This is a genomic window from Bacillus sp. CGMCC 1.60114 (assembly GCF_042676365.1).
Taxonomy (GTDB): Bacteria; Bacillota; Bacilli; order Bacillales; family Bacillaceae_G; genus Bacillus_A; species Bacillus_A rhizoplanae_A.
The window spans coordinates 379,023-403,626 of record NZ_JBHTHG010000007.1 but is presented as its reverse complement, the minus strand read 5'-3'; the positions used below and the strand labels follow the sequence as shown (position 1 = coordinate 403,626).

Below are 24,604 nucleotides of genomic sequence, written 5' to 3'. Positions count from 1 at the left end.
TATGGACAAAGAAGGGGAAGTATGTTTTGATTTCACGTATAATAGGAAGTAGTCAAATAGATAAAGAGAGGGCATAAAAGTGAAGTTTGTGCATTTACAATGTCAAACCGTTTATAGTTTATTGAAAAGTGCATGTAAAATAGACGAGCTTGTTCATCAAGCGAAAGAACTTGGTTTTACAACATTAGCGATTACAGATGAAAATGTGATGTATGGCGTTGTTCCGTTTTATAAAGCATGTAAAAAAGCGGGCATTCAGCCTATTATCGGTTTAACAGCTTCGATATGGAATGAAGAAGAAGAGCAATCTTATCCACTTGTTTTGTTGGCTAAAAACGAAACTGGGTATCAGAATTTGCTTAAAATCTCTAGCAGCATTATGACAAAGTCAAAAGACGGTATTCCGAAGAAATGGCTTGCGCACTATGCAGACGGATTAATTGCGATTTCACCAGGGAAAGACGGTGAAATTGAACAACTTATATTGCAAGGCAAACATGAGGTTGCTGAAGAAGTAGCGAATATGTATAAAAATATATTTGCAAGCTTTTACATAAGCTTGCAGCACCATGCTATTCAAGAAGAATTATTACTGCAGGAAGAACTTCTAACGTTCGCAAAGCAGCTTGGAATTCCGCTTGTTGCGACGAATGATATTCGTTATGTCAAACAAGGCGATGCAATTGTGCAGGAGTGTTTATTATCTGTTCATAGTGGAACGAAAATGACCGATTCGGAAAGGCCGCGTTTGCAGACCGATCAATATTATATGAAATCAGCTTCTGAAATGGAAGCGTTATTCTCTGCCGTTCCAGAGGCTATTCAAAATACTGCATTCATTGCAGAGCGTTGTCATGTAGAGATTGCGTTTCATACAAATCAATTGCCGAAGTTTCCAGTATCAACAAATGAGTCATCCGATGACTTTTTACGCCGCATTTGTGAAGAAGGGCTGAAGAAGCGCTATGAAACAGTGACAGATGTGCATAAGGCACGTCTAGCACACGAGTTAGACGTTATTTCTCGTATGGGATTTAGTGATTATTTTCTTATTGTATGGGACTTTATGACATACGCTCATGAACGCCGCATTTTAACAGGACCAGGCCGCGGTTCAGCAGCTGGATCACTCGTGTCTTACGTACTAGAAATTACTGATATCGATCCAATTCAGTATGATTTATTGTTTGAAAGATTTTTAAATCCAGAGCGTGTGACACTTCCTGATATTGATATTGATTTTCCAGATATTCACCGCGATGAAATGATTTGTTATGTGAAAGATAAGTATGGAGAGCTACGTGTTGCTCAAATTGTAACATTTGGAACACTTGCAGCAAAAGCAGCAATTCGCGACATTGCAAGAGTAATGGGGTTGCCGCCAAATGAAATTGATATTTTTTCAAAGCATATTCCATCTAGGGTTGGAATTACATTAGAAGAAGCTTATGCAGAATCGCAAGCACTGCAAAGTTATATACAAAGTAACCTCATATTTCAAAGGATATTTGATATCGCAAAACGGGTAGAAGGCTTGCCTCGTCATACGTCTATTCATGCAGCCGGGGTGATTATGAGTGAAGAACCGCTTACAAATAGCGTTGCCATTCAAGATGGACATGATGGTGTATATGTTACACAATATCCTGCAGAAGTATTAGAGGAACTTGGATTGTTAAAGATGGACTTTCTTGGTCTTCGTAATTTAACATTGCTTGAAAATATTCGTACCTTTGTTGCGCAAACAACTGGGACAAATATAGATATAAAGAAATTGCCTCTTCAAGATGCGAAAACATTCGCACTGCTTGGACGAGGAGATACGACTGGAATTTTTCAGCTCGAATCAAGCGGAATGCGGAATGTTTTGCGTTCGTTAAAGCCAAATGAATTTGAAGATATTGTTGCGGTTAACGCGCTATATCGACCAGGACCAATGGAGCAAATTCCGGTATTTATTGAATCAAAACATGGGAAACGTACGATACATTATCTTCATCCTGATTTGAAACCAATTTTAGAAAATACGTACGGAGTTATCGTTTATCAAGAACAAATTATGCAAATTGCCTCTCGTTTAGCAGGATTTTCTCTTGGTGAGGCTGACTTATTACGCCGCGCAGTAAGTAAGAAAAACCGTGATATTTTAGACGAAGAGCGCATGCACTTTGTGGAAGGCTGTTTGCAAAATGGGTATGATGAAGAAACTGCCCAGCAAATTTATGATTTAATTGTTCGATTTGCCAATTATGGATTTAACCGAAGTCATGCAGTTGCTTATAGTATGATTGGATATCAGCTTGCTTATTTAAAAGCGAATTATCCGCTTCAGTTTATGACAGCATTATTATCAAGTGCAATTGGAAATGAAGAGAAGATTGTACAGTACGTTCGAGAAACGAAGCGAAAAGGGTTTCATGTTTTACCGCCGTCTCTTCATAAGAGCAGTTATGAGTTTCAGGTGGAAGGAAATGCAATTCGATATAGTTTACTTGCGATTCGTAATGTAGGGATGGCGACAGTAAATGCTTTAATTGAAGAAAGAAATAACAAGCCATTTCAAGATTTATTTGAGTTTTGTTTGCGCATGCCAGCGAAATTTGTGACAGAGCGTAATTTAGAAACGATGACTTGGTCCGGCTGTTTTGATGATTTTAATGTTTCGCGTTCCGCCTTATTTAACAGTATTAAAGGTGCGTTAGAATACGCGAGCTTAGCACGGGAAATTGGTGAGGAGCTTGTGCCAAAGTCGGAATATGCACAAGAGGCAGAGTTATCTTTTATCGAGCAATTAAATAAGGAAAAAGAAGCGTTAGGTTTTTACTTATCGAGTTATCCAACAGCACAGTACGCGCCGCTTGTTAAACAATTAGAAATTCCAACACTTGCGCAAGCGATGAAGCGTCAAAGAACAGTGCAACGGGCAATTGTGTATTTGACAAGTATAAAAGTCATTCGGACAAAAAAATTACAAAAGATGGCATTTGTTACATTTTGTGATCAAAACAGTGAAATGGAAGCAGTTGTATTCCCTGAAACATATATCCATTTTGCAGAGCGGTTGCAAGAAGGTGAAATTGTTTTAATAGAAGGTACAATTGAACAGCGAAATCATAAGCTGCAATGGATTATAAATGGTGTCTATCCGTTAGAACAAATGGATACTTACGACAAAATGAAAGATGCTTCTATTTACGTGAAAATACCATCGCAGTATGAAAAAAGGTTGTTAAACAATGTAACAAAAATATTGTTTCACTATTCAGGTTTTGTGAAAGTACTAATTTATTATGAAAAAGAGCATAAGATGGTACAATTATCTCGCAGCTTATCCATTCACCCAAGTGAAGAATGTTTACAAGCGCTTTATGATGTAGTCGGAAAAGAAAATGTCGTTGTAAAAATATAATGGACAATTTCCTACCATTTCGATTATAGTAGTAATAGCGTTCGTGGTCAGACCACCTTGGAGAATGAATAACGTTATACAGCAAGAAAAAAATGAGGAGAGTGGATCGTTTGTCAACACTTCGTGAAGAAGCACTTCACATGCATAGAGTGCATCAAGGAAAATTAGAAACTGTGTCAAAAGTAAAGGTAGAAAATGCAAAAGATTTAAGTCTTGCGTATTCTCCAGGGGTTGCAGAACCATGTAAAGTTATTTATGACGATAAAAGCAAGGTATACGAATATACAATGAAGGGCAATATGGTAGCAGTTGTAACAGATGGAACGGCTGTATTAGGTCTTGGAAATATTGGACCGGAAGCATCACTTCCTGTTATGGAAGGTAAAGCTGTATTATTTAAGAGCTTTGCTGGTGTAGATGCATTTCCAATTGCTTTAAATACAAATGATGTAGATAAAATTGTTGAAACTGTAAAATTAATGGAGCCAACTTTTGGTGGCGTAAACTTAGAAGATATTGCAGCTCCAAACTGCTTTATTATCGAAGAGCGTTTAAAGAAAGAAACAAATATCCCTGTATTCCACGATGATCAGCACGGTACTGCAATTGTAACAGTAGCAGGTCTTGTGAATGCATTAAAGCTAGTTGGAAAGAAAATGTCTGATATTAAAGTTGTCGCAAACGGTGCCGGGGCAGCTGGTATTGCGATTATTAAACTTTTATATCGCTACGGTGTACGTGACATTATTATGTGTGATACGAAAGGTGCGATTTTTGAAGGTCGTCCTGTTGGTATGAACCCTGTGAAAAATGAAGTTGCAAAATATACAAATAAAAATCGTGTAGAAGGTTCATTAGCAGAAGTAATTCAAGGTGCAGATGTCTTCATCGGTGTATCTGCAGAAGGTGCATTAACAGAAGAAATGGTTCGCTCTATGAATGAAGATGCAATTATTTTTGCAATGGCGAATCCAAATCCAGAAATTATGCCAGAAATCGCAAAAGCAGCTGGAGCAGCTGTTGTAGGTACAGGTCGTTCAGACTTCCCGAACCAAGTAAACAATGTACTAGCTTTCCCTGGTATTTTCCGCGGTGCTCTTGACGTACATGCAACGCAAATTAACGAAGAAATGAAGATTGCGGCAGTACGAGCAATTGCAGAGCTTGTATTAGATGAAGAATTGAATGCGGATTATATTATTCCAGCTCCATTCGATGCACGCGTAGCACCACAGGTGGCAGCGTATGTAGCGAAAGCTGCAATGGAAACAGGTGTTGCTCGTCGTCAAGTCGATCCGAATGAAATAGCTGAGAAAACAAGAAAACTAGCGATTATCGGTAAAGAATAAGCGAGGAGTGTCCATTGACATCATCACAAACAAAAGTATACCTAGAAATAGTGAAAAAAATCCGTTCTATTATAAAAGAGGACGGATTGGAAGCAGGCAATCGTCTGCCATCTGAACGAGAGCTAAGCGCACGTTTAAAAGTTGGTCGTTCTTCTGTTCGTGAAGCACTCAGAGCGTTGGAATTAGTCGGCTTAATTGAAACGCGGCGCGGTGAAGGGACGTTCATTCGTAATTTTTATGAAAATGGTCTTGTGCAATTAATTGCACCGTTCGTATTACAAGATGAAAAAACGAAGCGAGATTTGTTACAAATGAAAGAATTACTTGAGAAGGATGCGATTCGTGTCCTATGCCAAATGCAGACAGAGGGCTGCTTAAAAGTACTTAAGGAAATTTTTTCTGATGAACAGTCATCTATCGCTGAATTTCATCAAACCTTTTTAAAAACGCTTGTAGAGCAAGTAGATAATTTTTTAATGTATCGTGTTTGGATGATTGTACATGACTACGCTTCGACGCTTTCTTGCGATGTTCATTTAAACGCGAGAGAGTTGCATGAAAAGCTATATAAAGCTTTAGAGAATAAGCAGGAACAAACAGCAATAGAGCTTTATGAGGCAATCATAGAGAACATACAGTTTCATTTGTAATTCTATACAAAATTTGTCGAAATGACCATGACACGTTCTGACAAACATTCTGCCAGACAACGTTTAAAGTTAAACGTAAAGAGATGGGTTATAAGGCAAATTGAGAAAACAAGGCTAACACTTATTGAAGTAGGTGTTAGCCACATTTTCTTACTCGTTAACCTTAGCTCTTTTATCACCTAAAGGAGGGTCAAACTTTGCTACGAGATTTATTCCAAAAGAAGAAAAAATATGCTGCAATTCCTTCAGAGCAAGTAAGAAGAGATGTACCGGACGGTGTCATGACAAAATGTCCGAAATGCAAAAAAATCATGTATACGAAAGAACTTCTGAAGAATTTAAAAGTATGTGTTAACTGTGGGTATCATCATCCGATGAACGTATGGGAGCGTCTTGAAAGTTTGTTAGATGAAAATTCATTTCGTGAATATGACAAAGAAATGATTTCGGCAAACCCGCTTCACTTCCATGGTTATGAGGAGAAACTTGAGGGCGATCGTAAAAAAACTGGATTAAACGAAGCGGTTGTGACAGGAGAAGGAACAATCGAGAATATGCTCGTTGTTGTTGCGGTTATGGATTCAAGGTTTCGAATGGGAAGCATGGGCTCTGTTGTAGGTGAAAAAATTGCGCGTGCTGTTGAAAAAGCACATGAAATGAAAGTGCCGTTTCTTATTTTTACCGCATCAGGCGGAGCTCGTATGCAAGAGGGTATTTTAAGTTTAATGCAAATGGCGAAAACAAGTGTTGCTTTGAAAAAGCATAGCAATGCAGGTGGTTTATTCATTTCTATTATGACGCATCCAACAACGGGCGGAGTTTCCGCGAGCTTTGCTTCACTTGGTGACTACAATTTAGCAGAACCAGGTGCATTAATTGGGTTTGCAGGTCGTCGTGTAATTGAACAGACTGTTCGTGAAAAATTGCCGGAGGACTTCCAAACGGCAGAGTTCTTATTGGAACATGGACAATTAGATGCAGTCGTGCACCGTAATGATATGAGAGATACACTCCGCAAGATTTTAGAAGTTCATCAAGGGGAGGAAGTGGCGTCATGGCAGAATTAGAATTTGAAAAGCCAGTTGTTGAGCTAAGAAATAAGATTCGTGAATTAAAAGAGTATACGAAAAACAGCCAGATGGACTTCAGTGAAGAAATCCGTATTTTAGAAGAGAAGTTAGAGCATTTAGAGGAAGAAATATACGGCAATATGAAAGTATGGGACCGTGTTCAAATTGCTCGTCATGCCGAAAGACCGACAACGCTTGATTATATTGAGCACTTATTTACCGATTTTTTTGAATGTCATGGAGATCGCCTATTTGGTGATGATGCAGCGATTGTCGGTGGTATTGCGAAATATAATGGAATGCCTGTAACGGTAATTGGCCATCAGCGCGGAAAAGATACGAAAGAAAATATTCGCCGAAATTTCGGAATGCCTCACCCAGAAGGTTATCGCAAAGCATTGCGCCTTATGAAGCAAGCGGAGAAGTTTAACCGCCCAATCATCTGTTTTATTGATACGAAAGGGGCTTATCCTGGTAAAGCAGCTGAAGAACGTGGTCAAAGTGAAGCCATTGCTCGTAATTTATTTGAAATGGCAGGTTTAACTGTACCTGTTATTTGCATTGTTATTGGTGAAGGTGGTAGCGGCGGTGCGTTAGGTCTTGGCGTAGGAGATTACATTCATATGCTAGAAAATTCCACTTATTCTGTTATTACTCCAGAGGGTGCAGCAGCGATTCTTTGGAAAGATGCAGGAAAAGCAAAGGAAGCTGCTGAAGCGATGAAAATTACGGCGGCTGATTTGAAAGAATTGGGTGTAATTGATGAAATGATTCCAGAAGCTCGCGGCGGTGCACATCGTAACGTTAAAGAACAAGCGGAATATATAAACCGTACCTTACAAAAAACACTCCAACAATTGGAAGGTGTTTCGAAAGAGGAATTGGTTGAAAATCGTTACACAAAATATATGAAAATTGGGCAAGTTTCGTTTTCAAACGCTTCCATTGGGGTAAAATAGAAAAAGCGTGCGTTCCATATCGCGAATGCACGTTTTTCTTATGAAAAAGACACATCTTCTCCATTGTCATTTTATATTTCTTCATGTTATTTTATTATAAGGCAAATAATCTTTATGAGGTGAGTACTAATGAAACGTATTGGTGTGTTAACAAGTGGTGGAGATTCCCCTGGTATGAACGCTGCCATTCGTGCGGTTGTACGTAAAGCAATGTACCATGATCTAGAAGTGTATGGTATTTATCATGGATACGCAGGGTTAATTTCTGGTCATATAGAAAAATTAGAGTTAGGTTCTGTAGGCGATATTATCCACCGCGGTGGAACGAAATTATATACAGCGAGATGCCCTGAGTTCAAAGAACTAGAAGGGCAATTAAAAGGAATTGAACAATTAAAGAAATTTGGTATTGAAGGACTTGTTGTTATTGGTGGCGATGGTTCTTACCAAGGTGCAAAAAAATTAACAGAACATGGTTTCCCATGTGTTGGTGTACCAGGCACAATTGATAATGATATTCCTGGAACTGATTTTACAATTGGTTTTGATACAGCTTTAAACACTGTTATTGATGCAATTGATAAAATTCGTGATACAGCTACATCTCATGAACGTACATATGTAATTGAAGTAATGGGTCGTCATGCGGGAGATATTGCGTTATGGGCTGGTTTAGCAGACGGTGCAGAAACAATTTTAATTCCGGAAGCAGACTATGACATGGATGATGTAATTGCTCGTCTACAACGCGGTAGTGAACGCGGTAAGAAACATAGTATTATCGTTGTGGCTGAAGGTGTTGGCAGCGCGATTGAAATCGGGAAACAAATTGAAGAAGCAACAAGCTTTGATACACGCGTTACAGTATTAGGTCACGTACAGCGCGGAGGATCTCCAAGTGCGATGGACCGTGTATTAGCAAGTCGTCTTGGTGCAAGAGCAGTTGAGCTTCTATTAGAAGGAAAAGGTGGCCGCTGCGTAGGTATTCAAAACAATCAACTTGTTGATCATGATATTATTGAAGCGTTAGCACAAAAACATCAACTTGATTTAGATGTGTATCAATTATCAAAAGAGTTATCCATCTAATTGGCGTAGTGTCGGATTGGTGGTAACGTTTTCATAAATATTTGGAGGTGCGTTATGCGCAAAACTAAAATCGTATGTACAATTGGTCCTGCTAGTGAAAGCATTGAAAAATTAGAACAATTAATCGGAGCAGGTATGAACGTTTGTCGTTTAAACTTCTCTCATGGTAGCCATGAAGAGCACGGAGTACGTATTAAAAGCATTCGTGAAGCTGCGAAGAAAACTGGTAAAACTATAGCAATCTTACTTGATACAAAAGGTCCAGAAATTCGTACACATGATTTTGTAGATGGACAAGCTGAACTAAAAACAGGTGCAGAAGTTGTTATTTCTACAGAACAAGTATTAGGAACTGCTGAAAAGTTCTCTGTAACTTATGCGGGACTTTATGATGATGTAGATGCAGGTTCTCGTATTCTAATCGATGATGGTCTTATTGAGTTAGAGGTAATCGCAAAAGCAAACGGCGATATCCGCACAAAAGTATTAAATAGCGGTACTGTAAAAAATAAAAAAGGTGTAAACGTACCAAACGTAAGCATCAAACTTCCTGGTATTACAGAAAAAGACATTCAAGATATCATCTTCGGTATTGAGCAAAATGTTGACTTTATCGCAGCTTCTTTCGTACGTAAAGCATCTGACGTATTAGAAATTCGTGAGTTATTAGAAGCGCACGGAGCGCAACACATTCAAATCATTCCAAAAATCGAGAATCAAGAAGGTATCGATAATATCGACTCTATCCTAGAAGTTTCTGACGGTTTAATGGTGGCACGCGGTGACATGGGTGTAGAAATTCCACCAGAAGAAGTACCATTAGTGCAAAAGCGTCTAATCAAAAAATGTAACGTATTAGGTAAACCAGTTATTACTGCAACGCAAATGTTAGATTCTATGCAACGTAACCCTCGTCCAACGCGTGCGGAAGCAAGTGACGTAGCAAATGCTATTTTTGATGGCACAGATGCGATCATGCTTTCTGGTGAAACAGCAGCAGGTTTATACCCACTTGAAGCGGTACAAATGATGGCAAACATCGCAATTCGTGTTGAGAAATCATTGCAATATGAAGACATGTTCAAAAAACGTCTTAAAGAGCAATCTTGCACAATTACAGATGCAATTAGTCAATCTGTTGCACATACAGCAATTGCACTTGATGTAGCGGCAATCGTAGCTCCTACAGAAAGCGGCTATACTGCGAAAATGATTTCTAAATATCGTCCAAAATCTCCAATCGTAGCAGTAACATCTAATGAACAAGTATGCCGTCGTCTTGCGCTTGCTTGGGGTGTACAAGCGTATATGGCAGAGGAAAAGGCAAAATCTACAGATGAAATGTTAGAAACTGCTATTGAAACAGCTATGGATGCAGGTATGATTGGTCTTGGTGATACAGTGGTTATTACTGCTGGTGTACCAATTGCTGAAACTGGCACAACAAACTTAATGAAAATTCATGTTGTTGGCGAACAAATTGCTAAAGGACAAGGAATTGGCCGTAAAACAGCAAAAGGTAAAGTTGTTGTAGCGACAACGGCTGAAGAAGCATTAGCAAATGTAACAGAAGGTTCTATTCTTGTTACAACAAGCACTGACAAAGATATGATTCCTGCAATTGAAAAAGCTGCAGCTCTTGTTGTAGAAGAAGGCGGCTTAACAAGCCACGCAGCGGTTGTTGGTGTATCAATCGGTATTCCAGTTATCGTTGGTGTAGAAACTGCGACTGCTATCCTAAAAAATGGTCAAGAAGTAACAGTTGATGCAGCGCGTGGAATTGTATATAATGGACATGCGGAAGTGCTATAAGAAGTAATATGTAGGGAAGGATGGAGATCCTTCTCTTTTTTTTACTCAATTTGAAAACATGAGGTGAGAGGAATGAAGATATTTCTCTTTTTATTTATTTTAATTCCAGCGTTAGAAGTTACAGTGTTAATTGGATCGAGTCAATGGATTGGGCTGTGGCCTACGTTTTGTGTGATTGTAGTAATGAGTATCATGGGAGCGTATATAGCGAAACGGCAAGGAGTAGCAGTTTGGAGAGATATTCAGTATCGGTTAAGTAGAGGTGAGATTCCCGGTGATGCTGTATTAGATGCGATTTGCATTTTTGCAGGCGGTATACTTCTGTTAATCCCAGGGTATATAACCGATTGTATAGGATTGTTTTTATTGATTCCTATGGCGAGAAAACCGGTGAAATATATGATAATCAAATGGATGGAACGAAAAATAAACCGAAATAACACTATTATTGTGCAAAAATAACGCTTGAAAGAGGAAACTCTTCAAGTGTTATTTTTTTGTCGAAAATACAAATGAATAAATATTCATTTGTAGAAAAAGGAAGAAAAAGATTGAATTTTTATCCGTATTAACGCATAAAAAACAAGGAGAGATTTCTCCTTGTTTTTAGCTAATTTTTATTGATGAAAATTCACTTTATACCGCCCGTAAGAGCCCGATTGGTTCAACTAACCATAAGTAGGAAACCCGCCTACTTATGGAAGTTTCACTTTACCCTTTTATGAACTTCCAAAGATCTTTGAATACATTTGCTTTATGCAATGTATTTAATAACACGAGTGTTACAGGACCGATAATCAGTCCTAAAAAACCAAATAATTTAAATCCGATAAATAAAGAAAATAATGTTGGAAGTGGATCGAGTCCGATGTTAGATGATAATACTTTTGGTTCCATTAATTGTCGTTGTACAATGACAACGATATATAAAATGAGTAAACCAAGTGCGAAAGCAGTGTCTCCTGTAAAGAATACGTATATAATCCATGGAACGAAAACAGTTCCTGTTCCTAAGTATGGAAGTAAATCAACAACTCCTGTAATAAGGGCGATAGTAATTGCGTACGGTACACGCAAAATTAATAGGCCGATTAGAACGATGATAGTCGTCATTGATATAAGTGTAAATTGTGCTTTTACAAATCCAAATAAAGCTTTTCGCAAATCAACAAAAATTGTTTTTCCATAACCGTGTAACCGATTTGGCAATAATTTCTCAATTTTACGAGCAAGACGGTGCCAATCAAAGCTAATAAAGAAAGTGGCTAATAAGACGAATACAAGAACAGTTAACATAGTCGGAAGAGCACTGATGAAATTTGTTAATCCGCTTATTATGGCTGTCAAAATAGTTTTCATTTGCTGAGTTGCTTCTGTGCCAAGGTTTTGAATGTTTGTTGTAATCGTACTTTGTTGTGTTGCCCCAAGGTGATTGAATTTTGCGATTAAATCGTTATAGAGCGGCATAATGTTAGTGAGTGCAAATTCTTGCAGATACTGAACAATAGCCGGAAATTTATCTGGTACTATTTGTAATAAGTAAGTTGTTGCGGAAATCGCTTCTGTCACAAGATACGTAACGAGACCAACGATGGCTCCAAACACAAGGATAAGGCTGATAAATACAGATAAAGCACGAGGAAATCGTAGTTTTTGGTCAAGAAAGTTTACAACTGGATTAATCAAATATGCAATTGCAAAAGCGATAATAAATGGGTATATAAGACCTGCTATATACACGAGTGCGTATACTCCTAATATAGCTGCTGCAATGACAAAGAGAAGTCGAAGTGCTATGTAAAGTGAATGTCGATTCAAAGGTCTTTCCCCCTTTGCAAAATATGTTGTGTATGAGCTAAGGTTGTGTAAGTATTCACTTATCAAATGATGAGATGCTTTGATACACCTTCTGTAAATGGTATGATATTGTATGGTTTTTACCCCTTTATTTTACCTTTTTCTTGTAAGAAAGAAAAGGGAAGTAACTTCTTTTAGGGTTTAAGTGGAAACGATTCTCTATTTGCTGACTGAACTCCTCTTTTTATCCCGCTATTTACAGGCGGTAAGACCCCGCCTCAAGATTCAGGGAGGAGTAGGTGAGGGGATGAAAAAGACACTGATGGAAGTTTCAACTTATCAAAAGGGCGTGTTCGAGAGCACTTCATTATTTTCAGAAAGGATGAGGCATCATGATTAGTCAATCAACTTTATTTTTATTCATACTTCTTCTTATTGGATTTATCGCAAAAAATCAATCTTTAACAGTAGCGGTCGGCGTTTTAATGTTGATGAAATGGACGTTCTTAGGGGACAAACTGTTTCCTTATCTTCAAACGAAAGGAATTAACCTTGGGGTTACCATTATAACGATTGCGGTTCTTGTGCCGATTGCGACAGGAGAAATTGGTTTTAAGCAACTTGTAGAGGCGACAAAATCTTATTATGCTTGGATTGCTCTTGCTTCTGGTATTGCTGTAGCACTTCTTGCGAAAGGCGGTGTACAACTTTTAGCGAGTGATCCGTATATTACGACAGCTCTTGTGTTTGGAACAATTATTTCGGTAGCACTATTTAATGGAGTAGCGGTGGGACCGTTAATTGGAGCTGGAATTGCATATGCTGCGATGAGTGTTATACAGCTATTTAAATAAAAAAATTTATTGTAATATAAATTTTTGAATTCTTTCCATTCACAAAAGTCAGATAATTGTTTATAATAGATTTATGGAACTTCTTCGAGTTACATAACAGCATAGACCTACACCAGATAAAATAAAAACAACATAAAATAATTTGGCTAATATTGTTTTATGTTGTTTTTATATATAAGCTCTCCGAAATTATATTTCCTCACTATGTATCGTTTGTAGCGTGGGGAGGCGGGGAGAGTCTCACGTCTATGCAAAAAAGCATGGCATGGAACGATAGATAGATGTAAATGCAGAAGTGATTGTGCTAGGATGTATTTCGTTTGTTTCAGAGATGAACGGGTGCTCATTCATTTTCGTGAACAGTGGAAAGTACATTTTATTGAGACAAAGTATAAGGTTGGGGAGAAATTTCGTTGAAAAGGAGAGATTATAATGACTGTTATTCGAGGTTTAGAAGGGGTAGTAGCAACAACGTCATCTGTAAGTTCTATTATTGATGATACATTAACTTATGTAGGATACGATATTGATGATTTAGCTGAAAATGCTACATTTGAAGAAGTTGTATATTTATTATGGCACCGCAAACTTCCAAATGAAATGGAATTAGAAGAATTAAAAACACAATTATCCCAGCATGCAGCAGTGCCAGGGGAAATTTTAGAATATTTAAAAAACACAAACTTAAAAACAACACATCCAATGTCTGTTTTACGCACAGCGATTTCCATGCTATCATTATACGATGAGGACGCTGAATTAATGAATGCAGAGTCCAATTATTTGAAAGCGGTTAAATTACAGGCGAAAGTTTCAACTCTTGTTGCGGCATTTGCAAGAATTCGCAAGGGGTTAGATGTTGTTGAGCCTCGTAAAGATTTATCATTAGCTGCAAACTTTTTATATATGTTAAATAATCGTGAGCCAAATGAAGTTGAAATTGAAGCGTTTGATAAGGCGCTTGTACTTCATGCGGATCATGAATTAAATGCATCTACTTTTACAGCGCGTGTTTGTGTAGCTACACTTTCTGATGTGTATTCTGGTATTACAGCAGCAATTGGTGCTTTAAAAGGACCACTTCATGGCGGAGCAAATGAAAATGTAATGAAGATGCTAATGGAAATCGGTGAAGAAGAAAATGTAGAATCATATATTGATAATGCATTTGCGAATAAAGTGAAAATTATGGGCTTTGGACATCGTGTATACCGCAATGGTGATCCGCGTGCAAAACATTTACGTGAAATGTCTAAGCGTTTATGTGTGCTAACAGGGCAAGATAAGTGGTATAATATGTCCATCAGAATTGAGGAGCTTGTAACTTCAGCAAAACAGCTTCCGCCAAATGTAGATTTTTATTCTGCATCTGTGTATCATTGCTTAGGAATTGATCATGACTTATTTACACCAATCTTTGCAATCAGCCGTATGTCTGGTTGGTTAGCTCATATTCTAGAACAATATGACAATAACCGTCTCATTCGTCCGCGTGCAGATTATGATGGTCCGATTAACCAACGTTATGTACCAATCGGCCAAAGGGCGTAATGCGCTTTCAAGAATCTGACTTTTTCGCAAAGAAACAATGATTGGAATATTTAAAATTAATTTATGGTTTGAACTGAGGGGGTTATCCCTCAGTTTCATACATATGAAATTTCAAACATGGGGGTAATCGCAGTGACTACAGGAGAAAAAATTACCGTAACTAATGGTGTTATGAATGTACCAAACAACCCAATCATTCCTTTTATTGAAGGAGATGGAATTGGACCAGATATTTGGGCAGCAGCATCTCGTGTATTAGAGGCAGCTGTCGAAAAAGCATATAACGGCGAAAAGAAAATTGTTTGGAAAGAAGTGCTTGCTGGAGAAAAAGCATTTAATCAAACAGGTGAGTGGTTACCAGAAGAAACGTTAGAATTGATTCGCGAATATTTAATCGCAATTAAAGGGCCATTAACAACTCCTGTTGGTGGTGGCATTCGTTCTTTAAACGTAGCGCTTCGTCAAGAACTAGACTTATACGTATGTTTACGTCCTGTTCGCTACTTTGATGGTGTTCCTTCTCCTATCAAGCGTCCGGAAGATACTGATATGGTTATTTTCCGTGAGAATACAGAGGACATCTACGCTGGTATTGAATATGCACAAGGTTCTGAAGAAGTTCAAAAGCTTCTTGCGTTTTTACAAAATGAAATGGGCGTGAAAAAAATCCGTTTTCCAGAAACTTCTGGAATTGGGATTAAACCGATTTCTGAAGAAGGTACAAAGCGTCTTGTTCGCGCTGCGATTCAATATGCAATTAATGAAAAACGTTCTTCTGTTACATTAGTTCATAAAGGTAACATTATGAAGTATACAGAAGGTGCATTCAAAAACTGGGGTTACGAAGTAGCAGAAAAAGAGTTTGGCGACAAAGTATTTACTTGGGCTGAATATGATCGTATTGTTGAGAAGGAAGGAAAAGATGCTGCGAATAAAGCGATGTCAGAGGCAGAAGCTGCTGGAAAAATCATCGTAAAAGATTCAATTGCAGATATCTTCTTACAACAAATTTTGACGCGTCCACGCGAGTTCGACGTTGTAGCAACAATGAACTTAAATGGCGATTATATTTCTGATGCACTTGCAGCGCAAGTTGGCGGCATCGGTATTGCACCAGGTGCTAACATTAACTATGTTACAGGACATGCTATTTTTGAAGCGACACATGGTACAGCTCCAAAATATGCAGGTTTAGATAAAGTAAATCCATCTTCAGTTCTTCTTTCAGGGGTATTAATGTTAGAACATTTGGGATGGAATGAAGCAGCGAAATTAATCATTGATTCTGTAGAGAAAACGATTGCTTCAAAAGTGGTAACATATGACTTCGCACGCCTTATGGAAGGTGCAACTGAAGTGAAATGTTCCGAATTTGCTGGTGCTCTTATTAACAATATGGACGCAGCGATTATTAAAAACTCATAATTCTAAAGTGGGGGAGAAATTATGACAATCAAACGCAAAAAAGTTTCAGTCATCGGTGCAGGATTTACAGGGGCAACAACAGCATTCTTATTAGCGCAAAAAGAATTAGCAGACGTTGTATTAGTGGACATTCCACAACTTGAAAATCCAACAAAAGGGAAAGCGTTAGATATGTTAGAGGCAAGCCCTGTACAAGGTTTCGACGCTAATATCATCGGCACATCTGATTACGCAGATACAGCTAATTCTGATGTTGTAATCATTACGGCAGGTATTGCTCGTAAGCCAGGTATGAGCCGCGATGATTTAGTGGCAACAAACTCTAAAATTATGAAAAGTGTAACGCAAGAAATTGCGAAATATTCTCCGAATACAATTATTGTTGTATTGACAAATCCTGTTGATGCAATGACATATTCAGTATTTAAAGAAGCTGGGTTCCCGAAAGAGCGCGTTATCGGTCAATCTGGTGTATTAGATACAGCTCGTTTCCGTACGTTTATTGCGCAAGAATTGAATCTATCTGTGAAAGATATTACAGGATTTGTTCTTGGGGGACACGGTGATGAAATGGTACCGCTTGTTCGTTACTCTTACGCAGGTGGTATTCCATTAGAAACATTAATTCCGAAAGAACGCTTAGATGCAATCGTTGAACGTACTCGTAAAGGTGGCGGCGAAATTGTAAATCTATTAGGGAACGGTAGTGCATACTATGCACCAGCTGCTTCTTTAGTAGAGATGGCAGAGGCAATCTTAAAAGATCAACGCCGCGTATTGCCAGCTATCGCATATCTAGAAGGTGAGTATGGTTACAGCGACCTTTACTTAGGGGTTCCGGTTATCCTTGGCGGTAACGGAATTGAAAAGATTATTGAATTAGATCTTCTTCCAGAAGAAAAAGAAGGATTAGATCGTTCTGCAGAATCAGTACGCAGTGTAATGAAAGTTCTTGCATAAGAAAAGAAAGAAAAAGATTCGGGGCTCCCGAATCTTTTTCCACTATTAGAGGATTATTTTTTTAAAATAATTTGAAAGCGTTATCAAATAAGTATCCTACAATATAAAATGCAGATTTGTAGTGAACGTTCTCTCACCTTTATAAAGATTCGTATAATATACCACTTCGAGTAGGATAATTTAAATATCGATCGGAGGGATTGTATCATGTTAAAAAAGAAGAATAAATTAGGTCGTAAAATGGATGAAATTACAGTAGGAGAAAAGTTATCCGTTACAGAGAAAATAGAAGACAAAGACTTGTTGTTATATTTAGGATTAACGGATGATTCAAATCCGCTATATATTCAGCATGATTATGCATCCCAAACTCCGTATGAAAAACCAATTGTACCAACTATTATGTTAACGGGGATTGTTACAACTGCGGTTACAAAATACTTACCTGGTCCAGGAAGTCATGTTGTAAGGCAAGAAATTGAATTTGTAAAGCCTGTACATCATTATGCAACGCTGCAAATTCATTTTGAAGTTGTTTCCGTTTACCAAGAAAATCATTTAATTGAAATGCAAATGTTTGCGTACAATGAGAAAGAAGAAGAAGTGATGAAAGGTTTATTAACAGTAGCACCACCGCATCATTTAACAACGATATTTGAAAGAGCGCTTGATAATTTTTGATAAAGTGAAACCTCCATCAGTGGGGACTTACTATCCGTTAATGCGGGATAAAAAAACAGGTGACGTGAAGTCACCTGTTTTTTTATCCCGCATTAAGGATTCGATTAAAATATTGAGAAGTATCTTATCCGCGTGGCCATAACATAATAAACACACCAATGATACAAACAAAGGCGCCGGTCCAATCGAATAGGTCGGGTGTTTTTTTATCGATCCACCAGCCCCATAATACACTCATTACAATAAATACACCGCCATAAGCTGCATATACTCTTCCAAAGCTTGAGAATACTTGAAATGTAGCGATGACCCCGTATAAAAATAGAATCACTCCTCCGATGATGCCGATTCCAATGGAATTGCCTTCGCGCAGCCATTTCCAAATGAGATAACCACCGCCAATTTCAGCTAGACCTGCAAGAAAAAAGATAGTAAATGCTTTTAACATAAGAGCCCTTTCTGTAAAAATGTATTTTGTTGTATAAACGTAACATAAAGTGGAGTGTAAGTCAGTAGGGAGGACTGCTTGTTAATGCGGGATAAACTCTTATTTTTCAAAGTACAATTTTATTGAGAGGGGTTTTGTTTTCTAGTATGATGGAAATGTCGGGGAAGAATACTAGGGTGAAGAAAGTTTAAGAGTCTATAACCTGGAGGAAAAGAATGAGCAATCGAATTTTAGTCGTAGACGATGAGGAGTTTATCTTAACTTTAATCGAATTTAACCTACAGCAAGCAGGATTTGAGGTCATAACAGCGATGGATGGAGAAACAGCGCTGCATAAAGCACAGACGGAACGTCCGGATTTGATTATATTAGATTTAATGCTTCCAAAAATGGATGGAATGGAAGTTTGTAAAGAACTGCGCTTGCAACGTATTATGACACCTATTTTAATGTTAACAGCAAAAGATGATGAGTTTGATAAAGTGTTAGGTCTTGAACTTGGAGCGGATGACTATATGACAAAGCCGTTCAGTCCAAGAGAAGTAGTTGCGCGTGTAAAGGCTATTTTGCGCCGTACGAAAATCAACGATGAACAAGTGCCGGAAGTAGAAGATGAAAATAGTATTATACTTGCTGAATTAAGAATTTTACCGGACTTTTATGAGGCATATTTCCAAGGGGAAAAGCTAGAGCTTACACCGAAAGAATTTGAATTACTTGTATATTTGGCGAGACATAAAAGCCGCGTGTTAACTCGCGATCAGTTGTTAAGTGCTGTATGGAATTATGATTTTGCTGGTGATACACGTATTGTTGATGTTCATATTAGTCACTTGCGAGATAAAATCGAAAAAAATACAAAAAAACCAGCTTACATTAAAACAATCCGTGGCTTAGGTTATAAATTGGAGGAGCCGAAGGGGGATGAATAAATTTCGCTCAAGGCTTCTCTTTACGTTTATTTCTCTAATTGTTCTTATTTTTGTAGGGACAGGATTATTGCTTGAAAAAGTATTGGAAGGATCTTATATTGATCGTTTCCATGAGAGATTAGAGAAAGAAACGCAGTACGTTGCTTCTGTTGTCGAAGCAGAAGGAATTGATAATGTTCTTAAGAAACCAAATGTGTTTTTGAAATTTGAAGAGCAGTTTGGTGCATATGTAACGTTTGTAAATGAACAAAAACAGATTCAATATGAGACTGTAAATCAACAGGCGATATCACGTAAAGAAGTAATAGATGAACTGCTTCCAGAAGCAAAAAAGCAAACGCATACCGTTGTGAAGAAGGAAACAAAGGATGAATACCCATATTATTATGCTATGTTTATCCAAGATGCACAGGGGAAGAAAGGGTATATCATTATTAATAGTTCTATGGAATCTTTAAAAACTGTGCATCAAAAAACATGGGGCATAGTAATGCTTGGTTTTATCATTTCTTTCCTTACTATTCTGTTTCTTGTTATGAGAATTACGGGGCAGTATATTAGGCCGATTGAGTCTGTTACAAAAGTAGCTATTGAACTGGCGAAAGGAAACTATAAAGCACGTGCTTATGAAAGCCAATCAGATGAGACGGGAATGCTCAGCAAGGCAATCAACATTTTAGCGCGTAATTTACAAGAGATGACGTTAGAACAAGAAATGCAGCAAGATCGGTTGCATACACTCATTGAAAATATGGGAAGCGGTATGATTTTAATTGATAGCCGCGGTCATGTTAGTCTTGTCAATCGTTCTTATAAAGAGATTTTTCATGTAACAGATGAAGAGTATTTACATCGTTTATATTATGAGGCATTTACGCACAAAGAAATTGTCGAACTTGTAGAAGAGATTTTTATGACAGAGGTCAAAGTACGAAAGCAAATGTTGTTGCCTCTTGAAATTGAAAGAAAACATTTTGAAGTGTATGGTGCTCCAATTATTGGGACAAACCATGAATGGAAAGGGATTGTGCTTGTCTTTCATGATATTACGGAGCTTAAGAAACTTGAACAAATGCGTAAAGATTTCTTGGCAAATGTGTCGCATGAACTGAAAACGCCTATTACTTCTATTAAAGGATTTTCAGAAACGTTGCTTGATGGAGCGATGGAAAATCAGCAATTTCTGGAGCATTTCTTACATATTATTTTGAAAGAAAGCGATCGAATGCAAATGTTAATTGAAGACTTGTTAGATTTATCGAAAATTGAACAACAAGGATTTCGATTAGATATGGGAGTTGTCGATTTAAAAGGATTATTAGAAGAAGTCGGTATGATATTAGAAAATAAAGCAAGTGATAAAGACATTCGTTTACATGTCGATGTGAATGAACATATCTCTGTTGTCGGAGATGCAGGACGATTGAAACAAGTCTTTATTAATTTAATGAATAACGCAATTTTATATACGCCAGCAGACGGAACTGTTTCTGCTAGGTTGTCGCATGATAGCCAAAACGTATATATAAAGGTGTCTGACACGGGGATTGGAATAGAAAAAGAAGAAATCCCTCGTATTTTTGAGCGTTTTTATCGCGTTGATAAAGCGCGCAGTCGTAATACAGGTGGTACGGGACTAGGATTGTCTATTGTGAAACATTTAGTTGAAGCGCATCATGGGATGATCACTGTAGAAAGTGAAATTGGGGTTGGAACAACGTTTACTGTTACTCTTCAAAAGTACAGTAAGTAGATATTTACATTATATTAACAGTAGCTTCACTTTATATTAATAAAGGTCTGTTAATATAATACATGAAAACCCCTTCATCCAAGGAGTAGTTTTGGACGAGGATAAGGAGACTTATTCTCGTCACTTCCCTTTTTTTTATGGTATTTCTTCTTTTGAAATGTATTCATGCGTGCTATGTTATACCAATATATATACTGTTGCATTTCAAGAGTAAGAAAGAATTCCACCTATATGATGCTGAATATAATAATGAAGAAAGCCGTTGTTTTTCTTCTCTCTTCCAGTCGTGGTAATATAGAGAGAAGAAAAGGAACGGTTTTTTCTATGTATTGAGAAATCGTTTTAATTTTTTACGGGGAGGTTTTTGAATTGGAAAAGAAAGTCGTCTTAGTTGATGGAAATAATATTGCGTATCGCGCTTTCTTTGCGTTGCCGCTTTTAAATAACGACAAAGGTATACATACAAATGCCATTTATGGTTTTACGATGATGTTAATGAGAATTTTAGAAGAGGAAAAGCCAACGCATATGCTCGTTGCATTTGATGCTGGGAAAACAACGTTTCGTCATAAAACATTTAGTGAGTATAAGGGTGGCCGTCAAAAAACACCACCAGAACTATCGGAGCAATTTCCGTTTATTCGTGAAATGTTAGATGCATTTCATGTGCCTCGTTACGAATTAGAGAACTATGAAGCAGATGACATTATGGGAACATTGGCAAAAGAGGCGAGTGAACAAGGATTTCAAGTAAAAGTCATCTCCGGAGATAAAGACTTGCTTCAGCTCGTTTCAGACAATACTCGTGTTTGTATTCCGCGTAAAGGAATTACAGAAGTGGACGAGTATACGAAAGAAACATTATTTGAAAAATATAGTTTATCTCCAAAACAAATTATCGATATGAAAGGACTTATGGGAGATCAGTCAGATAATATCCCAGGTGTCCCTGGTGTTGGTGAGAAGACGGCAATTAAATTGTTGACACAATTTGAAACAGTGGAAGCTGTATATGAAAATTTAGACAAAGTGAGCGGTAAGAAATTAAAAGAAAAGCTTGAAGAAAATAAAGAGCAAGCATTGATGAGTAAAGAGTTAGCAACAATTATTACTGATGCCCCAATTACGATTCAATTAGATGATATTACTTATAACGGACATGATAATAGCGATATTATTCCAATGTTTGAGAACTTAGGGTTTCATTCTTTATTGACTAAGTTAGGGGCACCGATTGCAGAAACGCCAGCAGCTGAGCTGGATGATATCTCATTTGAAATTGTAGAAGAAGTAACGGGAGAAATGTTGCAGCAAGATAGCGCGCTCATTGTAGAAGTGCAAGAAGACAATTATCACGGAGCGAGTATTCAAGGATTTGGTATTCAAAATGAAAACGGATGTTACTTTATTCCGACTGATATCGCTCTTCAATCACAACCTTTTACGAACTGGTTAGCGAACCCAGAGATGAAGAAGTATACATTTGACGCTAAGCGTGCAATTGTTGCTTTAAAATGGAAAGGCTATGAAATAAAGGGAATCGATTTTGATTTATTAATTGCAGCTTACTTACTTGATCCAGCGGAAACGGATAAAGATTTTCGTGCTGTTGCGAAAATGAAAGAAACGCATGCTGTGCAATCAGATGAAGAAGTGTATGGAAAAGGTGCAAAGCGAGCTGTGCCAGAGCAGACAGTTGTAGCAGAACACGTAGCACGAAAAGTGCATGTGTTATATGATGTACAGCAATCGTTTGCTGAAGAACTGAAAAAGAATGAGCAGTATGAATTATTTACGGAGCTGGAAATGCCGCTTTGCCGCGTATTGGCTGAAATGGAATGTAAAGGTGTTGCGGTGGATACAAATCGCCTTCGCAATATGGGGGATGAATTGGCTGCACAGCTTAAGAAAATGGAAGAAGAAATTTATGAGCTTGCGGGAACGGAATTCAATATTAATTCACCGAAACAACTTGGTGTAATCTTATTTGAAAACTTAAACTTACCAGTTATAAAGAAGACAAAAACAGGCTATTCTACATCCGCTGATGTACTTGAAAAATTAATGGAGCACCATGAAATTATCCCGAAAATCTTACATTATCGTCAGTTAGGGAAATTAAATTCTACGTACATTGAAGGTTTGTTGAAAGTTGTTTATACAGATTCATCCAAAATTCATACACGTTTTAATCAAGTATTAACACAAACGGGGCGTTTAAGTTCAACAGAGCCGAACTTACAAAACATTCCGATTCGTTTAGAAGAGGGAAGAAAAATACGTCAAGCGTTTATTCCGTCAGAAAAAGATTGGGTTATGTTTGCTGCTGATTATTCTCAAATTGAATTACGTGTATTAGCACATATTTCGAAAGATAACGGTTTAACTCAGGCATTCCAACATGATATGGATATTCACACAAAAACAGCGATGGATGTGTTTGGAGTTGAAAAAGAGGGGGTAACCTCTAATATGAGACGACAAGCGAAAGCTGTAAACTTCGGAATTGTGTACGGAATTAGTGATTATGGTTTATCGCAAAACCTTGGCATCACCAGAAAGGCTGCAGCTGATTTCATTCAAAAATATTTTGAGAGTTTTCCGGGAGTAAAGGAATATATGGATGAGATTGTGCAAGAGGCAAAGCAAAAAGGATATGTGTCTACATTGCTAAATCGTCGCCGTTATATCCCAGAAATTACGAGCCGCAATTTTAATCTACGCAGCTTTGCAGAACGCACAGCAATGAATACACCAATTCAAGGAAGTGCTGCGGACATTATTAAGAAAGCGATGATTATTATGGCGGATCGATTAGAAGAAGAAGGATTGCAAGCGCGTCTTCTTCTGCAAGTGCACGATGAACTTATTTTTGAAGTGCCTCAAGAGGAAGTGGAAAAGTTAGAGAAGCTTGTACCTGAGGTAATGGAACATGCGATTGAACTTTCTGTTCCATTAAAGGTTGATTACTCATATGGTCCAACATGGTACGACGCAAAATAAGGAAGTGATAGTATGCCAGAACTACCAGAGGTTGAAAATGTAAGGCGAACGCTAGAGAAACTTGTCAAAGGAAAGACGATTGAAGAAGTTATTGTAACATATCCAAAGTTGGTGAAAGAACCAGATGACGCTGAACTTTTCAAAGGGATGTTGCGCGGAGAAACGATTGAAGAGGTCGCGCGCCGTGGTAAGTTTCTTCTTATATATGTAACTCGTTACGTCATTGTTTCTCATTTGCGAATGGAAGGGAAATATATGCTGCATGAAGCAGATGATCCAGTTGATAAACATACACATGTCCGTTTTCGTTTTACAGACGGCACGGAACTTCGTTATAAAGATGTACGTAAATTCGGTACGATGCATCTTTTCGAAAAAGGAACGGAGCTCACAGTCATGCCGCTTGCAGATTTAGGTCTAGAGCCTTTTTCGAGTGAATTAACACCGGCGTATTTACGAGAAAGAATGAAAAAAACTGCTCGAAAAGTAAAAGTTGTTTTGTTAGATCAACGGATTGTAGTTGGTCTTGGCAATATATATGTAGATGAAGTATTATTCCGTTCACGTATTCATCCAGAGCGAGAAGCGTCTTCTTTAACGGATGAGGAATTTGAAAAGTTGTATAAAGAAATTGTTGCAACATTAACAGAAGCGGTTGAGAGTGGTGGAAGTACAATTCGTACGTATATGAATTCGCAAGGACAAATTGGTTCATTTCAAGAACGACTTTACGTATATGGAAGAAAAGGTGAACCGTGTGTAACGTGTGGCACTGCACTTGAAAAAACAGTCGTTGGCGGACGCGGTACACATTATTGTCCTGTTTGTCAGTTGAAAAGTTAAACAAACAAAGCATCAGTAA

At 37.8% G+C, this 24,604-nt stretch carries 19 protein-coding genes; 17 read left to right on the top strand and 2 right to left on the bottom strand.

What is annotated here, in order from left to right:
- Positions 1-79 precede the first annotated feature (79 nt).
- The 8 genes from dnaE (at position 80) to ACFQZ1_RS05140 (ending at position 10,800) form a co-directional block, all read left to right on the top strand.
- Entirely contained in the window at positions 80-3,409 is a 3,330-nt protein-coding gene (dnaE, locus tag ACFQZ1_RS05175) for a DNA polymerase III subunit alpha (RefSeq protein WP_377881028.1), read from the top strand.
- A gap of 92 nt (positions 3,410-3,501) precedes the next feature.
- Positions 3,502-4,758, top strand: a complete 1,257-nt coding sequence (gene ystJ / locus ACFQZ1_RS05170; RefSeq protein ID WP_377881027.1) for an NADP-dependent malic enzyme — start codon at positions 3,502-3,504, stop codon at positions 4,756-4,758.
- Positions 4,759-4,772: 14 nt separating this feature from the next.
- Complete coding sequence (locus ACFQZ1_RS05165; RefSeq protein ID WP_377881026.1) at positions 4,773-5,408, top strand: FadR/GntR family transcriptional regulator; 636 nt, start codon at positions 4,773-4,775, stop codon at positions 5,406-5,408.
- Between the two features lie 197 nt (positions 5,409-5,605).
- A complete protein-coding gene (gene accD, locus ACFQZ1_RS05160) occupies positions 5,606-6,475 on the top strand; it encodes an acetyl-CoA carboxylase, carboxyltransferase subunit beta (protein ID WP_377881025.1) in 870 nt (289 codons plus the stop codon).
- Complete coding sequence (accA, locus tag ACFQZ1_RS05155; RefSeq protein WP_377881024.1) at positions 6,463-7,437, top strand: acetyl-CoA carboxylase carboxyl transferase subunit alpha; 975 nt, start codon at positions 6,463-6,465, stop codon at positions 7,435-7,437. The genes accD and accA overlap by 13 nt, the downstream gene beginning before the upstream one ends.
- Before the next feature lie 129 nt (positions 7,438-7,566).
- Positions 7,567-8,526 (top strand): 6-phosphofructokinase, encoded by a 960-nt coding sequence (gene pfkA, locus ACFQZ1_RS05150; RefSeq protein ID WP_377881023.1) that lies wholly within the window; start codon positions 7,567-7,569, stop codon positions 8,524-8,526.
- Between the two features lie 54 nt (positions 8,527-8,580).
- Positions 8,581-10,338 carry a pyruvate kinase gene (pyk, locus tag ACFQZ1_RS05145; protein WP_377881022.1) on the top strand — a complete coding sequence of 586 codons (1,758 nt, stop codon included), beginning with the start codon at positions 8,581-8,583 and terminating at the stop codon, positions 10,336-10,338.
- Between the two features lie 72 nt (positions 10,339-10,410).
- On the top strand, positions 10,411-10,800 hold the full coding sequence (locus ACFQZ1_RS05140; RefSeq protein WP_377881021.1) for an FxsA family protein: 390 nt from the start codon (positions 10,411-10,413) through the stop codon (positions 10,798-10,800).
- Positions 10,801-11,049: 249 nt separating this feature from the next.
- Here ACFQZ1_RS05140 and ytvI read toward each other — a convergent pair whose 3' ends face one another.
- Positions 11,050-12,156, bottom strand: a complete 1,107-nt coding sequence (ytvI, locus tag ACFQZ1_RS05135) for a sporulation integral membrane protein YtvI (RefSeq protein ID WP_377881020.1) — start codon at positions 12,154-12,156, stop codon at positions 11,050-11,052.
- Positions 12,157-12,527: 371 nt separating this feature from the next.
- Between ytvI and ACFQZ1_RS05130 the strand changes: the two genes are divergently transcribed.
- The 5 genes from ACFQZ1_RS05130 (at position 12,528) to ACFQZ1_RS05110 (ending at position 17,606) form a co-directional block, all read left to right on the top strand.
- On the top strand, positions 12,528-12,989 hold the full coding sequence (locus ACFQZ1_RS05130; RefSeq protein ID WP_377881019.1) for a DUF441 domain-containing protein: 462 nt from the start codon (positions 12,528-12,530) through the stop codon (positions 12,987-12,989).
- 432 nt (positions 12,990-13,421) lie between these two features.
- Entirely contained in the window at positions 13,422-14,540 is a 1,119-nt protein-coding gene (citZ, locus tag ACFQZ1_RS05125) for a citrate synthase (RefSeq protein ID WP_377881018.1), read from the top strand.
- A gap of 132 nt (positions 14,541-14,672) precedes the next feature.
- Positions 14,673-15,965: an NADP-dependent isocitrate dehydrogenase gene (gene icd / locus ACFQZ1_RS05120; RefSeq protein WP_377881017.1), complete on the top strand. Its 1,293-nt coding sequence runs from the start codon at positions 14,673-14,675 to the stop codon at positions 15,963-15,965.
- 21 nt (positions 15,966-15,986) lie between these two features.
- Positions 15,987-16,925, top strand: a complete 939-nt coding sequence (gene mdh / locus ACFQZ1_RS05115; RefSeq protein ID WP_377881016.1) for a malate dehydrogenase — start codon at positions 15,987-15,989, stop codon at positions 16,923-16,925.
- 207 nt (positions 16,926-17,132) lie between these two features.
- Positions 17,133-17,606: a MaoC family dehydratase gene (locus ACFQZ1_RS05110; protein WP_377881015.1), complete on the top strand. Its 474-nt coding sequence runs from the start codon at positions 17,133-17,135 to the stop codon at positions 17,604-17,606.
- Positions 17,607-17,730: 124 nt separating this feature from the next.
- Here ACFQZ1_RS05110 and ACFQZ1_RS05105 read toward each other — a convergent pair whose 3' ends face one another.
- A complete protein-coding gene (locus ACFQZ1_RS05105; protein ID WP_377881013.1) occupies positions 17,731-18,054 on the bottom strand; it encodes a YnfA family protein in 324 nt (107 codons plus the stop codon).
- Between the two features lie 215 nt (positions 18,055-18,269).
- Here ACFQZ1_RS05105 and ACFQZ1_RS05100 point away from each other — a divergent pair, with 215 nt between their 5' ends.
- From ACFQZ1_RS05100 to mutM, 4 genes are all read left to right on the top strand, one after another.
- On the top strand, positions 18,270-18,986 hold the full coding sequence (locus ACFQZ1_RS05100; protein WP_377881012.1) for a winged helix-turn-helix domain-containing protein: 717 nt from the start codon (positions 18,270-18,272) through the stop codon (positions 18,984-18,986).
- Entirely contained in the window at positions 18,979-20,739 is a 1,761-nt protein-coding gene (gene pnpS / locus ACFQZ1_RS05095; protein WP_377881011.1) for a two-component system histidine kinase PnpS, read from the top strand. The genes ACFQZ1_RS05100 and pnpS overlap by 8 nt, the downstream gene beginning before the upstream one ends.
- Positions 20,740-21,108: 369 nt before the next feature.
- Entirely contained in the window at positions 21,109-23,742 is a 2,634-nt protein-coding gene (gene polA, locus ACFQZ1_RS05090) for a DNA polymerase I (protein WP_377881010.1), read from the top strand.
- Between the two features lie 12 nt (positions 23,743-23,754).
- Positions 23,755-24,585, top strand: a complete 831-nt coding sequence (gene mutM / locus ACFQZ1_RS05085) for a DNA-formamidopyrimidine glycosylase (RefSeq protein WP_377881008.1) — start codon at positions 23,755-23,757, stop codon at positions 24,583-24,585.
- The last annotated feature ends 19 nt before the right edge of the window (positions 24,586-24,604 follow it).